This is a genomic window from Streptomyces sp. NPDC111656 (assembly GCF_055656965.1).
In genome coordinates, this window is record NZ_JBVKCA010000002.1 from 264,989 (window position 1) to 279,214 (window position 14,226).

12 protein-coding genes are annotated in these 14,226 nt (G+C 71.1%); 3 read left to right on the forward strand and 9 right to left on the reverse strand.

Translation table 11 applies throughout. The features are described 5' to 3' along the window. Window positions 1-75: 75 nt before the first annotated feature. From ACZ7M3_RS06735 to ACZ7M3_RS06755, 5 genes are all read right to left on the reverse strand, one after another. Window positions 76-2,931: a SpoIIE family protein phosphatase gene (locus ACZ7M3_RS06735; RefSeq protein WP_472061325.1), complete on the reverse strand. Its 2,856-nt coding sequence runs from the start codon at window positions 2,929-2,931 to the stop codon at window positions 76-78. 313 nt (window positions 2,932-3,244) lie between these two features. Then, complete coding sequence (locus tag ACZ7M3_RS06740) at window positions 3,245-3,676, reverse strand: ATP-binding protein (RefSeq protein WP_099920816.1); 432 nt, start codon at window positions 3,674-3,676, stop codon at window positions 3,245-3,247. A 265-nt stretch (window positions 3,677-3,941) separates the two neighbouring features. Next, window positions 3,942-4,361, reverse strand: coding sequence for a (deoxy)nucleoside triphosphate pyrophosphohydrolase (locus tag ACZ7M3_RS06745; RefSeq protein WP_472061327.1), 420 nt, complete (start codon window positions 4,359-4,361; stop codon window positions 3,942-3,944). 74 nt (window positions 4,362-4,435) lie between these two features. Further along, window positions 4,436-4,618: an SPOR domain-containing protein gene (locus ACZ7M3_RS06750; RefSeq protein WP_055618615.1), complete on the reverse strand. Its 183-nt coding sequence runs from the start codon at window positions 4,616-4,618 to the stop codon at window positions 4,436-4,438. 338 nt (window positions 4,619-4,956) lie between these two features. Next, the gene (locus ACZ7M3_RS06755; protein WP_054228262.1) at window positions 4,957-5,709 is read right to left on the reverse strand and encodes a GntR family transcriptional regulator; all 753 of its coding nucleotides are present in this window, start codon (window positions 5,707-5,709) and stop codon (window positions 4,957-4,959) included. A gap of 436 nt (window positions 5,710-6,145) precedes the next feature. On the opposite strand from ACZ7M3_RS06755, the gene ACZ7M3_RS06760 reads away from it, so the two are divergent. Further along, the gene (locus ACZ7M3_RS06760; protein ID WP_267062742.1) at window positions 6,146-7,252 is read left to right on the forward strand and encodes a pyridoxal-phosphate dependent enzyme; all 1,107 of its coding nucleotides are present in this window, start codon (window positions 6,146-6,148) and stop codon (window positions 7,250-7,252) included. A 62-nt stretch (window positions 7,253-7,314) separates the two neighbouring features. Here ACZ7M3_RS06760 and ACZ7M3_RS06765 read toward each other — a convergent pair whose 3' ends face one another. Beyond that, complete coding sequence (locus ACZ7M3_RS06765) at window positions 7,315-9,522, reverse strand: DEAD/DEAH box helicase (RefSeq protein ID WP_472062163.1); 2,208 nt, start codon at window positions 9,520-9,522, stop codon at window positions 7,315-7,317. Between the two features lie 118 nt (window positions 9,523-9,640). Here ACZ7M3_RS06765 and ACZ7M3_RS06770 point away from each other — a divergent pair, with 118 nt between their 5' ends. After that, window positions 9,641-10,222, forward strand: coding sequence for a Uma2 family endonuclease (locus ACZ7M3_RS06770; protein WP_472061329.1), 582 nt, complete (start codon window positions 9,641-9,643; stop codon window positions 10,220-10,222). Between the two features lie 176 nt (window positions 10,223-10,398). Here ACZ7M3_RS06770 and ychF read toward each other — a convergent pair whose 3' ends face one another. Then, window positions 10,399-11,487, reverse strand: coding sequence for a redox-regulated ATPase YchF (gene ychF / locus ACZ7M3_RS06775; protein ID WP_351307201.1), 1,089 nt, complete (start codon window positions 11,485-11,487; stop codon window positions 10,399-10,401). Between the two features lie 329 nt (window positions 11,488-11,816). Between ychF and ACZ7M3_RS06780 the strand changes: the two genes are divergently transcribed. Further along, window positions 11,817-12,248, forward strand: a complete 432-nt coding sequence (locus tag ACZ7M3_RS06780; protein WP_472061331.1) for a DUF6542 domain-containing protein — start codon at window positions 11,817-11,819, stop codon at window positions 12,246-12,248. A gap of 129 nt (window positions 12,249-12,377) precedes the next feature. Here ACZ7M3_RS06780 and ppgK read toward each other — a convergent pair whose 3' ends face one another. After that, complete coding sequence (gene ppgK, locus ACZ7M3_RS06785; RefSeq protein ID WP_472061333.1) at window positions 12,378-13,124, reverse strand: polyphosphate--glucose phosphotransferase; 747 nt, start codon at window positions 13,122-13,124, stop codon at window positions 12,378-12,380. A 29-nt stretch (window positions 13,125-13,153) separates the two neighbouring features. Further along, on the reverse strand, window positions 13,154-14,179 hold the full coding sequence (locus ACZ7M3_RS06790) for a 4-hydroxy-3-methylbut-2-enyl diphosphate reductase (RefSeq protein ID WP_095852774.1): 1,026 nt from the start codon (window positions 14,177-14,179) through the stop codon (window positions 13,154-13,156). Window positions 14,180-14,226: the final 47 nt, after the last annotated feature.

Consider the following 14,226-nt stretch of genomic DNA (forward strand, 5'->3'; position numbering starts at 1 on the left):
CCGAGGAACCACCGGGCCGGGCGGGGAATGGAATCGGGGCGAAGCCCAGCCCAAGGGGTGCGGGGAACCGCGCCGTCAGAACAGGCTCAGCAACGCCTCCGCCGGGTCCGTGAGAGGCGTACCGCCGTCCGGGAGCGGGAGTTCGAACCAGACCGTCTTGCCGCGCGGCGTCCGCCGCGAGCCCCACGAGGCGGAGAGCAGGCCGACGAGCTGCAACCCCCGGCCCCCCTCGTCCGTGTCGCGGGCGCGGCGCCGGCGCGGCTGGACGAGGCCCGCGTCCCAGACCTCGCACACGAGGGTCCGGTCCAGCAGCAGGCGCAGCCTGATCTCACCCTCGCCGTAGCGCAGCGCATTGGTGACGAGTTCGCTGACCAGGAGCTCGGCGGTGTCGACGAGCGGCTCCAGGCCCCAGGCGGTGAGCTGGGTGCGCGCGTACTCACGGGCCCGCCCCACACTGCGCGGCTCGCGCGGCAGCGTCCAGTCGCCGACGGAATCGGCGGGCAGCCCCTGGACACGAGCCATCAGCAGCGCGATGTCGTCCTCGCCGTGGTGGGTGTCGAGGGTGTTGAGGACGTGGTCGCACACGTCCTCCAGGGGGCGGGAGGGGTCGGTGAGCGCGCCGACGAAGGCCTGCAGACCCTCGTCGAGGGGATGATCGCGCGATTCGACCAGTCCATCCGTGTAGAGCGCCAACAGTGCGCCTTCGGGTAGTTCGACCTCCACCTCCTCGAAGGGCTCGCCGCCCACCCCGAGGGGCATGCCCGGCGGCACGTCGAGCATCAGCGCGCTCTCGCCGGGTTCGACCAGCACCGGCGGCAGATGGCCCGCGTTGGCGAAGGTGCAGCGGCGGGTCACGGAGTCGTACACCGCGTACACGCAGGTCGCCAGGTACACCTCGGAGAGGTCGGCGTCGCGGGGCTGGCGGGCCGCGCGGGTGGCCTGCTGGACTCCGCCGGGGGTGCCGAGACCGCGGGCGATCTCGTCCAACGCCGAGAGGACTTCGGCGGGTTCGAGGTCGAGGAGGGCCAGGGTGCGGACCGCGGTGCGCAGTTCACCCATGGCGACCGCCGCCCGCAGACCGCGCCCCATGACGTCGCCGACGACCAACGCCGTGCGGTGCCCGGGGAGTTCGATGACATCGAACCAGTCGCCACCGACCTCGGTGGCCGCGTTGCCGGGCAGGTACCGACACGCGATGTCCAGACCGGAGGCCTCCGGGTCGCCCGGCGGGAGGAGCGAGCGCTGCAGGATCAGCGCGCGTTCGTGCTCACGGCGGTACAGCCGGGCGTTGTCGATGCAGACCGCGGCGCGCGCCGCGAGTTCCACCGCGAGCGCCCGGTCGCGGTCGCCGAAGGGCTCGCTGCCCTTCGTACGGGAGAACTGGGCGAGGCCGACCACCGTATCGTGGGCGACCATCGGGACCGCCAGCGTGGACTGGATGAGCCCACCGTCCTCGGCGGGGACGTGCTGGGGGCGGGCGGTGCGCAGGGCGTCCGCGCAGGGCGAGTTGAACGGGTAGTGGTGGACGGCGCCCACGGCCACGGGAGCCGGTCCGCCGATGAACGGCGCGTCGGACACGGCGCTGGCGAAGGCGACCCGGCGCAGCTCCGCGCTGCCGTCGGCGAGCGCCCGCGGGGTCTCGTCTCCCGCCAGCAGGCCCTGGTACAGGTCGACGGTGGCGAGGTCGCAGAAACCGGGCACGACGACGTCGAGAAGTTCGCGCGCGGTGGTCTCCAGGTCGAGGGAGTTGCCGATGCGGGCGCCCGCCTCGTTCAGAAGAGCGAGATTGCGCCGGGCGGCGGCAGCTTCCCGGGCCGCGGCGCGCCGGCTGGTGATGTCGGTTCCGAGCCAGGCGATACCGATGGGGCGCCCGGTGCCGCTGTGTACGCGGTACAGGTTGATCGACCAGTGCCGGCGGTCGTCGGAGCCGGGTATGAAACCGGTGACGTGCATGTCCGTGATGGAGTCGCCGGTTTCGAGGACACGGCGCAGCGTCGCGGCGACCCGATCGGCCTCGGAGCGCGGCAGATAGTCGTGGACCGTACGGCCGCGGTGGCTCTCCACGTTTCCGCCGAACACCGAGGCGAACCGCTTGTTGGCGCGCCGGACCCGCAGATCCGTGTCGATGAGCAGGAAGCCGAACGGAGATTGACCGAAAATCGCCTGCGAGGCGGCGAGGTCCGTCTCGATGCTGCGGAGGGTCCGGACGTCCACGACGATGCACACGGCGGCCCGTTCGCCGTCCTCCGTCGTGGTGGGCATCACATAGACCTCGGCGAGGCCCTCGGCGCCCGGCTCGCCGTCCTCGGCGGCCGGCATGCGGAAGGGGACCACACCGGTCCACTCGCGGCCGTCCAGGATCTCCGCCATCTTGCGCTGGCCGCGCTCGCGCTGGTCGGGTTCGAAGAACGCCTCGATGGGGTCCATGCCGAGGGCGCGCTCGGGGGATATCCCGAAGAGCTGCTCGGCACGCAGGCTCCACTGGTCGACGAGGCCGTCGGCGCCGATGGAGAACGAGGCGACCTTGATGTAGTCGTAGATCGAACCGGGCGGGCTGCTCTGCCACATCGCGTCGCCCATGGGTTCGCCGGACGGTTCGACGGGCGATTCAACGGGCGCTGCGCCCCGCGGTCCACCAGGCGACTTGGCCGTGGCCCGGTGCGTGTCCGCGCCGATGTCCGTGCCCGCGTCCGTCGGATCGCCCGTCGAGGCGCCCGCCGTCCGGGACCTCGCGTCGTCGCTCGGTCCGGAGGGCGCGCCGCCCCATGGTGTGTTCGTCGGCTCGGTTCTCGCGTCGCCTCGCGGTTGGGGCACGGCGTGGCCCATCGCCCCGCCCGTCGCTCCGGCCACGGCGGAATCGCCCGCGGCCCCCGCCCTCGCGCCGTCCGACGGGTCCTCGGACTCCGTGGCCTTCGCTGGTATCTCGCTCACGCGAACCGTCCCCTCCAGCTCACCGCGTCCGGCACCGGTCACCGGGGGCGGCTGCCCGCAGTATCCAGCACTACGGCGCCGCACAACACGGTGTTCACGATCACAGCACGGTCCCGATGGTTTTTGGACCGGCCGCGACATACTCCCAGTCTTCTAACCAGGTGGCGCCCCATCGAATCAAAGACTCCGGACAACTCTGGTGGCCTGAACCAATCGGTCGCCCCACCCTCCGCCCGACACACCCTCAGCACGACACCCGACGCACCCTCAGTCGGGCGTGGTCCGCACCCTCAACCCGGCACCGCCGACCCCTTCAGCCGGGCACCCCCAGCTCGAACCACACCGTCTTTCCAGTGTCCCCGGGCCGGGTACCCCAACGCCGCGACGACCCCGCCACCAGTTGCAGCCCTCGACCACTCTCGTCGTCCGCGTCGGCGGACCGCTCACGGGGCGGGTCGGGCAACGGGTCGGAGACCTCCACGAGGAGAGCACCCGGCAGCCCCCCGGGTCTGACCAGACGGACACCGATGGGGCCGGCGGCGTGCCGCAGCGAGTTGGTCACCAGCTCACTGACCAGCAGCGCGGTCACATCACCGAGGGAATCCAGCCCCCAGGTGCGCAGCTGGCCCCGGACGACAGCACGGGCGGTACGGACGGCACCGGGCTCCGCGGGAAAACTCCACTCGGCACAGTCGCCTTCGGTGTCGATCACGCCGATCACTTCCCAGGCCAGGAACCCACCCATGTCCGGTTTCGTGGGGTTAATGGGCACATACCCGATATCCGGGACGCCTTACCGCACACGTGGGTGCACTGTGGCACGAACGGCGTACGGAACTTCGGGCCGCGGCCACGGCTCACGCTCTCCCGCTCCCGAAAGCTGTACACACAGCGCCGCGCACCGGCGCCCGCGCCCGCACCTCGTACGTCACCGGTGTCCCCCGAAGAGAGGAGCCGGTGCGCGGCACCTGGCCCCGCGGCCCGTCGGCGCCCAGGGGGTGTCGTTCGGATCACCCCCTGGACAGATCCCGGCCGTCCCAGCGCCGCAGCACCGCCTTCACGGCGGGGACGTCCTGGTCCAGCCAGTCCACGTCCCAGAGCTCGCCCGGACTCAGCCAGCGCAGGGCGTCATGATCCTCGAGGGGCGTGGGGTCGGCCGAGCCCGGGAGCAGCCGCGCGGTCCACACACGCAGGACGTACGGCGTCCGCAGGGGCCACTCCCCCGGGACGCGCTCGACGGACTCCGCCGTGACGCCGAGTTCCTCGCGCAGTTCGCGTACGAGGGCGGCTTCCGGGGCCTCGCCCGGTTCCACCTTGCCGCCGGGCAGCTCCCAGCGTCCGGCCAGTTCGGGGGGTGCGCTGCGGCGCGCGGCGAGGAGGCGTCCGTCGTGCAGCAGGGCGCCGCCCACCACCACGATCGTTTCGTCCATGCGCCGGAGCCTACGGCAGGACACACCGGACACGGACAGGACCTCGGACCGTCGAAGCCGGGGCCGTCACACCGTCACTTGGATCCGTTCTGCCCGATCCGCTCGACCCAGTAGAGCTGCTTGTGGCCGCGGTCGTCGAGGCTGTCCGCGATCTTCTGGGCCTCGGCCCGGGTCGCGTACCTGCCGACGCGGTAGCGATTGCCGTTGTCGTCCTGCCGTATGACGAGCCAGGGAAGAGTGATCGTGCCGTCGTTCATCGAGCCCCTCCACTTCCCGCCCCCGGCCCGCGCCGTGCCCCGCACCCTAACGAAACCGCAATCCGCATATGCCCGAGCCTACGCCTAACCTTCACGCAGCGAATACGCCTTTACACAAAGAGGTACGCAACCAGCCAAGACGGAGGGGGCGCATGGGTACGAACGCGCCGTCGAGCGCCCTCCGTGCGCCCGTCAGGCAGCGCGAACTCCGCCCCGCGCAGGGCATTTGAGAAAGGCCAGATTGCAACCGACGTCGCACGCAGGGCACTTGGCGGTCGGCTCGCCCGGGACCGAGGGCCCCCGCCCCGCGGACGCCGACCGGCCGTGAACTCCTACGCCTACTTCACCGGCAGGTGGTACGCGATGCGATACCGGTCCGCCGGTACGACGACGTCGGCCGTCTCCACCGGACGGCCCGAGGCGAAGTACGTCCGCTGGATGACGACGACCACGTGGCCGGGGACACCGCCGAGCGCGAGGAGTTCCTCCGCGAGGCCGGGACGGGCGCCCACTTCCTCCGTGACGTTGTCCACGATCACGTCGATGGCCGCCATCCGCTCGACGACGCCCATGCCCCCGAGCGGGCCCTCTTCGGGGAGCATCACCGGGGTGCGGCCCGTGACGGCGAGGGGCTCCCAGGAGGTGGAGAGCATCATCGCCTCACCGGCGTCCCGGAAGACGTAGTTCGTACACATCACGCGGTCGCCGGGCCGGATCGAGAGGCGCTCGGCGATCGCGCCGCTCGCCTCGGCCTGCTCGCTGTGCGACTCCCAGGTGCCGCGCACGGCCAGGTCGGCCTGCTCCTGACGGAAGGGGGTCGCTCCACTGTCCGGGCGGTACCCGGAGCGGGCCACCCGGCGCGGCACCGGCCGCTCCCGCACATACGTCCCCGAGCCGGAGCGGCCCTCGACCAGGCCTTCGGCCATCAGCACCTTGCGCGCTTCCAGGGCGACCGTGTCCGAGACGCCGTACTCCTCGCGGATCCTGGCCTGGGAGGGGAGGCGGGTGTGCGGTGGCAGCGAACCGTCGACGATCTTCTTGCGGAGATCACCCGCGACACGCAGATACGCCGGCTGCTCACCGAAAGTCACTGGCCGCTCCCATCAGGTTGTACAGACAGCAACAGCCTGGCAACCGTGGGTTGTGCTGTGCAAGCGAAGGCCAAAGAATCACTCGATGTGATTACCTCTCCCCGCCGTGGGCTTTACCCAGGCACTTTCTCCCCGCTACAGCCCGCGTCACACCTCCAGACCGCCACCGCTTCCCCCGTTGCCCCGGCTGCCCCCGCCCCCGTCGTTCGACGGCGGGTTGGTGGTGAGGCCCAGAACCTTGCGTGCGGTGACCGTCACCCTCGGGTCGATGAGCTTCAGGCTCTTACTCGTAGTGGGCGGATCTCGTAGTGGGCGGAGAAGGTGTCCGCGCAGCAGATGCGCCGGCGGCGTCGAGCAGACTGCCGGGGCCGGGGTAACCCGCGCCGCTCAGGGCGAAGTTCGCGATCGCCTCGGCGCGCACGCATAGCCTGCGGGCATGACACCTTTGCCGGATCGCTTCTGCCCGGCGGACGGTACGCGCGTCCCCGGTGGCTCGCTCGACTGGTGCTGCCCGGTCTGCCGCGGCCCGCTCGACCTGGACTTCGCACCGACCCCCGCGCCCCTCACCTCCCTGACCGGGCGGGTGAACTCACTGTGGCGGTACACGGAGTGCCTGCCGCTGGCCGCGCCCACGGTCAGCCTGGGCGAGGGCCGCACCCCGCTGGTGGAGCTGCGCGGGGGCATCTCGGCCAAGCTGGACTTCCTGATGCCGACCCTGTCCTTCAAGGACCGCGGCGCCGTCCTGCTGACCGAGCTGGCACTGCGGCTGGGGCCACGGCAGGTGATCGCGGACAGCAGCGGAAACGCGGGGACGGCGATCGCCGCGTACTGCGCGCGGGCCGCGCTGCCCTGCACGGTGTACGTCCCCGAGGGCACGTCGCCGAAGAAGTTGGAGCAGATCGAGGCGCACGGGGCGCGGGTGCATCTCGTGGACGGGGACCGGGAGGCGACGGCGCGGGCGGCGCGCGAGGCCGCGGACCTGCCGGGCACCTTCTACGCCTCGCACGTCTTCAACCCGTACTTCCTGCACGGTACGAAGACATACGTGCACGAGCTCTGGGAGGACCTCGGCGGGCGCCTGCCCGATGTCATCGTCGTCCCCGTCGGCAACGGCACGCTGCTCCTCGGTGCCGCCCTCGCCGTCGCCGAGCTGCACGGGGCGGGGCTCATCGACCGGCGGCCCGCGCTGTACGCCGTCCAGGCAGCCGCGGTGGCGCCGCTCGCGCACGCCTGGGCCGAGGGCGCGGACGACCTGGTCGGCGTCACCCCCTCCGCCCCCACCTTCGCCGAGGGCATCGCCATCCCGCGCCCGCCCCGGGCTCGCCAGATCCTGCGCGCCGTACGCGACTCCGGTGGCACGTTCCTCACGGTGACGGAGGACCAGATCCGCCACGCCCAGAGGGACTTGGCGTCGCGGGGCCTGTACGTCGAGTCGACGGGAGTGGCGTGCTGGGCGGCCGTACGGGAGGGGGTGCTCGCAGGACGTACGGCGGTGGTGCCGTTGTGCGGCGCGGGCGTGAAGACGGGTCCGGCCCGGGGGTAGGCGGGGCCGTCGGTCACCGCACAACGCCCCGGACGGCACTCACTCGTCGAAAGACGTGTCCCTCACGGCTCCCGCGCGCCACCCTGCCCCGGCCCCACGGCGCCCGCCAGTCGCATTTGCTCGTCCTCCACGATGCGGCGGGCGAGGGCGCTGTCGGAGATGTCGACCGCGTCCGGGCTCTGTTCGGCGGTGTCGCTGCGGCGGGCGTAGGCGTCGAAGAGGCGGGTCTTGTTCTTGAGGATGTGCAGCAGGCGCTGGTCGACGCTGTCGGTGGCGAGGAGGCGGTGCACCTGGACGGGGCGGACCTGGCCCATACGGTGGGCGCGGGCCACGGCCTGGTGTTCCATCGTGGGCTTGACCTGCGGTTCGCACAGGACGACCACGGACGCGGCCTGGAGGTTGAGCCCGATACCGGCGGCCTCGATCTGGCAGAGGAGGACCGCGTGACCGGGAGCGGCCGTGAAGTCGTCCACGAGACGCTGCCTGCGCGCGGCGGGCACGGCACCGGAGACCGGCCCGAACACGCCCTCTCCCAGGGCTTGTCGGACCAGTGCCAGCACATCGCGGAAGTAGGAGAACACCACCACCTTCAGTCCGTTCTCCGCCGCTTCGGCCACCAGTTCGCGCAGTCGCCCCAGCTTCGCGGACTTCTCCGCGTCGGCGTACGCGGCCCGGCGCATCGCCATGAAGTTCCCGTCCGCGACCGCTTTGAGGTACGCCTCCCGGTCCGCGGCGCTGAACTCCTCCCACTCGTCGACCTCCACCAGCGCGGGCAGTTCGGTGAGGACGTCGCGCTGGTTGCGGCGCAGATAGGCGGGGGCGACGGACTTGCGGAAGGCGTGCGGGCCGGCGGCCGCGGTGGTGTGCCGTATCGCGGGGAGGAGGGCCGGCTGGAGGTAGCGGACGAGGGTGCGGAACTCCTCGACCCGGTTCTCCATGGGCGTCCCGGTGAGGAACAGGACGCGCTCGCAGTGCCCCGTCCAGGCCGCGACCGCCCTGGAGCGGCGGGTGTCCGGATTCTTCACGTAGTGCGCCTCGTCGACGACCACCATCCCCGGCTTCGCCCCTTCACCGTCCGGGGCGGGCAGGCGGTGCAGCATGTCGTACGTGGTGATCGCGACGCCCCCGCGCTCCCGCCACTCCTCGTAGGCGTCCAGCCGTTCCGCGCCGTGCACCGGCAGGGCCCGCAGCGTGCTGCGCGCGCCGATCTCGCGCGTCCAGTTGATCAGTACGCTCGCCGGGCAGACGACCAGGAAGTGACTGTGCCCGTCCGCCGCGAGATGCGCGAGTACGGCGATGGCCTGCACGGTCTTGCCGAGCCCCATCTCGTCGCCGAGGACGACCCGGCGCTGGGCGAGCGCGAACCGGGCGCCGAAGTCCTGGTAGCCGCGCAGCGAGACCCGGCGCCGGGTGTCGTCCAGCGTCTGGGCGTGCACCCGCTCGGCGACCTCCGACGGCAGGAAGCCTTCGGCGGCCGCCACGTCCGAACGGTGCTCGCAGACCTCGGCGAGCTGGCTGTAGTACTCCGCGGAGCGCAACTCGAAGTCGACCCACGCCTCGATCTCGGATGCGGGCGTCCGCAGCAGGTCGGTCGAGGCCTGCGCGAGCAGCAGGCGTACGTCACGGGCGCCGGCGTCGGCGGTCAACTCGCGCAGTTCGGCGACCGCGTCGAGCGCGCTCCGTCGCCGCTCCCGCCCCGCGAGCGCCATCCCCAGCCGTCGTCCGGCGGGCCGGGCCGCGGGCAGCAGCGCCCCGAGCCGCCCGTCGAGCCGCGTCGCCGCGTCCACGGCCCGGCGCAGCTCGGGACCGGCCTCGACGAGGGTGCGCAGCGCGATCACCAGGGCGGTCGTGCGGGGCTCGGGCCGGTCGACGTCCATCCGTACGGAGACGGTCTCCTCCACCGCCCTCGCGAGCTGCCGGGCCGCCGCGAGGGCACGGTCGGCGGTCTGCGCGCCCACCCCCGGCAGCCGGCGCAGCTCGTACCGTCCCGCTTCGTACACCGCCCGCACCGAAGCGAACCCGGCCGTCTCCAGCGCCCCGAGCCGCAGCCGCCCCTCGGTGACGTCCTTCAGCCGGGAGACGGGGATGGACTCCAGCTCCTTGCCGACGAGTTCGGCGTGGATCGGTGCCAGCGCCGCGCGCACCGCTTCGAGCGCGCGGGCGTGATCGGCGAGCACACCCCGCGCGGCCTCGTGCAGTCCGACGCCCTCGGCGAGCAGACTCCGCTCACGTTTCCCCACCGGCCCGACATTACTGCCCCCCACCGACAGCCCGACTCGCCTCCGGGTGCGCCGACGGAGGCAAGCCCCTACGCCATCGCCCAGGAAGGTCGATCACCTCGTTGACGGTCTCGTGGCCCGGGCCGCGCCGAATCGCTACGGTTGAGCCATGACCGCACTGCCCGACTGGATGCGCCCGCCGCGCTTGGAAGGCTGGTTCGCGGAGGACCTGGACCGCCTCCCCGAGGCACCCCGCCATACCGAGCTGATCGACGGAGCCCTCGTCTTCATGATGTCGCCTCAGCGGGCCTGGCACGGCCGCCTTGTCACCGCCCTGACCACCACGCTCATGGCGCAGGCGCCGGAAGGCTTCGAGGTCGAGCGGGAAATGACGATCCGCCTCGACGCCCGCAACCGCCCCGAGCCGGACCTCTTGCTGACGGACCTGCCCTACGACCCGGACCGCACCTGGTACGCCCCGGAGGACGTGAAACTCGTCGTCGAGGCGGTATCCCCCGAATCCGCCCACCGTGATCGCACCGTAAAACTCCGCAAGTACGCGGAGGCCGGCATCCCGCACTACTGGTGCATCGAGGACGAGGACGGCGCCCCCGTCGTCCACGTCTACGAACTCGACGAGCCGACCCGCTCCTACGCACCCGCCGGCATCTTCCGGGGCACCTTGAAGCGCCCCGTCCCCTTCGAGATCAGCCTGGACCTCGACAAGCTCACCCCGCCCCGGCACGCATAGAAGTCGGCGTACTCGACGAGCGGGTTCGACGTCCATCCGTACAGCGACCGTGTCTGCGGTTCGTCGGGCGTGCGGGTGCGTCTTGCGCCCACCGAAGAAGGGGTCCGACTCCGAAGAGCCGGACCCCTTCCGATCCGCGTCATTGCCGGATCAGCGATGCAGTGGCATGTCATCCACTAGACGTTGAAGCGGAACTCCACCACGTCGCCGTCCTGCATGACATAGTCCTTGCCCTCCATGCGGGCCTTGCCCTTGGCGCGGGCCTCGGCGACCGAGCCCGTGTCGACGAGGTCCTCGAAGGAGATGACCTCCGCCTTGATGAAGCCCTTCTGGAAGTCGGTGTGGATGACTCCGGCGGCCTCGGGGGCGGTGTCGCCCTTCTTGATGGTCCAGGCGCGAGATTCCTTGGGGCCGGCCGTCAGGTAGGTCTGCAGGCCGAGGGTGTCGAAGCCGACGCGGGCGAGGGTGGCGAGGCCCGGCTCCTCGGCGCCCACCGACTCCAGGAGCTCCATGGCGTCCTCCTCGTCGAGTTCGGCGAGGTCCGCCTCCAGCTTGGCGTTGAGGAAGATCGCCTCGGCGGGGGCGACCAGGGTGCGCTGCTCGGCCTTGAAGTCCTCGTCGACCAGCTCGTCCTCGTCCACGTTGAAGACGTAGAGGAACGGCTTGGTGGTCAGGAGGTGGAGGTCGTGCAGGAGCTCCTCGTTGCCGGAACCCTGGACGATGCCCTGCGAGAAGAGCGTGTCGCCCTTCTCCAGGATCTCCTTCGCCGCCTCGACCGCCGCGACCTTGGAAGCGATGTCCTTCTTGATGCGCGACTCCTTCTGGAGGCGCGGCAGGACCTTCTCGATGGTCTGGAGGTCCGCGAGGATCAGCTCGGTGTTGATCGTCTCGATGTCGTCCTTGGGCGAGACCTTGCCGTCGACGTGCACGACGTTCTCGTCCTTGAAGGCACGGATGACCTGGCAGATCGCGTCCGATTCACGGATGTTCGCGAGGAACTTGTTGCCCAGGCCCTCGCCCTCCGAGGCGCCCTTCACGATGCCCGCGATGTCGACGAAGTCGACGGTGGCCGGGAGGATCTTCTGGGAGGAGAAGATCTCTGCCAGTTTCGTCAGGCGCGCGTCGGGGACGCCGACCACGCCGACGTTCGGCTCGATCGTGGCGAACGGGTAGTTGGCCGCGAGCACGTCGTTCTTGGTCAGGGCGTTGAACAGGGTCGACTTGCCGACATTGGGCAGACCGACGATTCCGATCGTGAGCGACACGTTGCGACTTCCCGTACGTGAGGGTGGGCGACAGGTCCGCGAAGGTGCGCGGGCCGATCCACCAGTCTACGGGGTGCGAGGTCCCTTACCGGCGACGCATCGAACGCATGGCCAAGGTCGGCCCATCGGCGTGTCTGAGGGGCTATTCCGCACATAAACCGACCTAAGTTGGTCCAGTGGAGCAACACAGGACGCGTCCCCCTCAGTACAGACCGCGACGCGGCGCACCTCTTCCCGCCCAGACCGGGCGCGCCGCGGCCGACCGTGTACGCAGGAGTGCGCCCCCCGCACGGCGACCCGCGCCCAGGCCCGCTCCGGCGCGACGGCGGATGCCGAACCCGCGGCTCACCGGGCTCGGCGGCGGACTGTTCTGCGCGGCGACGATGTTCGCGCTCGCCTGTCTCGACCAGTTGCTCTTCGGGGCGTCGCTGGTGGTCTACGGGGTGCTGTTCCTGCCGGTGTGCGCGCTGACCGCGCTGTGGGTGCGGCGGGGAGACATCGTCATCGCACCCGTCGTCGTGCCCATCGCCTTCGCGTTCGGACTGCTGCCCGTCGCCGACGGGGGCGGCGGGTTCGGGGGCGAACTGATGGGGCTCGTCACCGCGCTGGCGACCCAGGCGGGATGGCTGTACGGGGGGACGCTGGTCGCGGGGGTCATCACCACCGTACGGAAGATCCGCCTGATGAGCCGCCGGGCCGCCCAGCGCAGGGCGGCCCAGGGGCCCCGCCCGAAGGTCCGGCCGCGCCGCCGTCCGGCCTGACGGACACGACGGACACGACGGACACGACGAGGGGACCGATGGACACGACGGGGGGCGACGGACACGACGGGCGCGGGCGCACCGGCGCCGGGCTCCCGGCCCGGCCCGGCCCCGCGCGCCCCGGAGGGCCTACGCGGACTTCGCCGCCCGCATCGCCGCCCCCACGATCCCCGCGTTGTTCTGCAGCTGCGCCGGGACGATCTCCGCCTTGATGCCCTCGATCAGCGGCAGGAACTTGTCGGCCTTGCGGCTGACGCCGCCGCCGATGATGAAGAGCTCGGGCGAGAAGAGCATTTCCACATGGGCGAGGTACTTCTGCACCCGGTGGGCCCACTGCTCCCAGGTCAGCTCGTGGTCCTCCTTGGCCTTGGTGGAGGCGCGCTTCTCCGCGTCGTGGCCGTTCAGCTCGAGGTGTCCCAGCTCCGTGTTCGGAACCAGTTCGCCCTCGACGAAGAGCGCGCTGCCGATGCCCGTACCGAAGGTGAGCAGGAGGACCGTGCCCCGGCGGTCGCGCCCGGCGCCGAACTGCATCTCGGCGACACCCGCCGCGTCCGCGTCGTTCAGCACCGTCACCGGGAGGCCGCCCAGCCGCTCGCCCAGCAGGGCACGCGCGTCGGTGTCGATCCACGCCTTGTCGACGTTGGCAGCCGTCCGAATGGTGGCGCCGCCGGTGACCACCCCGGGGAAGGTGATGCCGACGGGTCCCGTCCAGCCGAAGTGACCGACGACCTCCTTCACGCCGTCGGCCACCGCGTCCGGGGTCGCCGGATGGGGAGTGAGCACTTTGCAGCGCTCCTCCGTCAGTTCGCCGCGGTCCAGGTCCACAGGGGCACCCTTGATCCCGGATCCGCCGATGTCCACGCCGAAGATCTGCATGGCCCCACGCTACGTCGTACGACAGACAGTCACTTCTCGGAGGGGGCGGAAGAACCGGCCGCCGTACGCTGCTCCACCAACGCCGCCGCCTCCGCGCGCAGATCGCGACGCAACTCCTTGGGCAGCGAGAAGGTGATGGACTCCTCGGCCGCCTTGACGATCTCGACGTCCTCGAAGCCACGGGCGGAGAGCCACTCCAGGACCTGCTCGACCAGGACCTCCGGGACGGATGCGCCCGAGGTGACACCGACCGTCGTCACACCCTCCAGCCAGCCCTCCTCGATCTCGTCGGCGAAGTCCACGAGGTACGCCGCCCGCGCCCCCGCGAGCTTGGCGACCTCGACGAGACGCACGGAGTTGGAGGAGTTGCGCGAACCGACCACGATGACCAGGTCGGCTTCCTCCCCCATCCGCTTCACGGCCAGCTGGCGGTTCTGCGTGGCGTAGCAGATGTCGTCGCTGGGCGGGGAGATGAGCTGCGGGAACTTCTCCTTCAGCGCGTCGACCGTCTCCATCGTCTCGTCGACCGACAGCGTGGTCTGGGAGAGCCAGACGACCTTGGACGGGTCGCGGACCTCGACCTTGGCGACGTCCTCGGGACCGTCCACGAGGGTGATGTGGTCGGGCGCCTCGCCGGAGGTGCCGATGACCTCCTCGTGGCCCTCGTGGCCGATCAGCAGGATGTCGAAGTCCTCGTTCGCGAACCGGACGGCTTCCTTGTGGACCTTGGTGACCAGCGGGCAGGTCGCGTCGATGGTGGCGAGCTTGCCGGCCGCGGCCTCGTCGTGGACGACCGGGGCGACGCCGTGCGCCGAGAACATGACGATGGACCCCTCGGGGACCTCGGCCGTCTGCTCGACGAAGATCGCGCCCTTCTTCTCCAGGGTTTGCACGACGTACTTGTTGTGGACGATCTCGTGGCGGACATAGATCGGGGCCCCGTACTGCTCAAGGGCCTTCTCGACGGCGATCACGGCGCGGTCCACGCCCGCGCAGTAGCCACGGGGGGCGGCGAGCAGGACACGGCGGCCAGGCGAAGCAGTCATGGCACCCATCGTAAGGCCGCGCCCGACGCGTCGGAGATCGCCTCCTTGGGGAGGCC

Bases quoted from the DNA above. Each gene is read 5' to 3' on its own strand.
- ACZ7M3_RS06770 (WP_472061329.1), top strand. From the start codon at position 9,641: ATGACCGCACTGCCCGACTGGATGCGCCCGCCGCGCTTGGAAGGCTGG.
- ACZ7M3_RS06745 (WP_472061327.1), bottom strand. From the start codon at position 4,361: ATGGACGAAACGATCGTGGTGGTGGGCGGCGCCCTGCTGCACGACGGA.
- ACZ7M3_RS06740 (WP_099920816.1), bottom strand. From the start codon at position 3,676: ATGGGTGGGTTCCTGGCCTGGGAAGTGATCGGCGTGATCGACACCGAA.
- ACZ7M3_RS06750 (WP_055618615.1), bottom strand. From the start codon at position 4,618: ATGAACGACGGCACGATCACTCTTCCCTGGCTCGTCATACGGCAGGAC.
- ppgK (WP_472061333.1), bottom strand. From the start codon at position 13,124: ATGCAGATCTTCGGCGTGGACATCGGCGGATCCGGGATCAAGGGTGCC.
- ACZ7M3_RS06790 (WP_095852774.1), bottom strand. From the start codon at position 14,179: ATGGGTGCCATGACTGCTTCGCCTGGCCGCCGTGTCCTGCTCGCCGCC.
- ACZ7M3_RS06760 (WP_267062742.1), top strand. From the start codon at position 6,146: ATGACACCTTTGCCGGATCGCTTCTGCCCGGCGGACGGTACGCGCGTC.
- ACZ7M3_RS06780 (WP_472061331.1), top strand. From the start codon at position 11,817: ATGCCGAACCCGCGGCTCACCGGGCTCGGCGGCGGACTGTTCTGCGCG.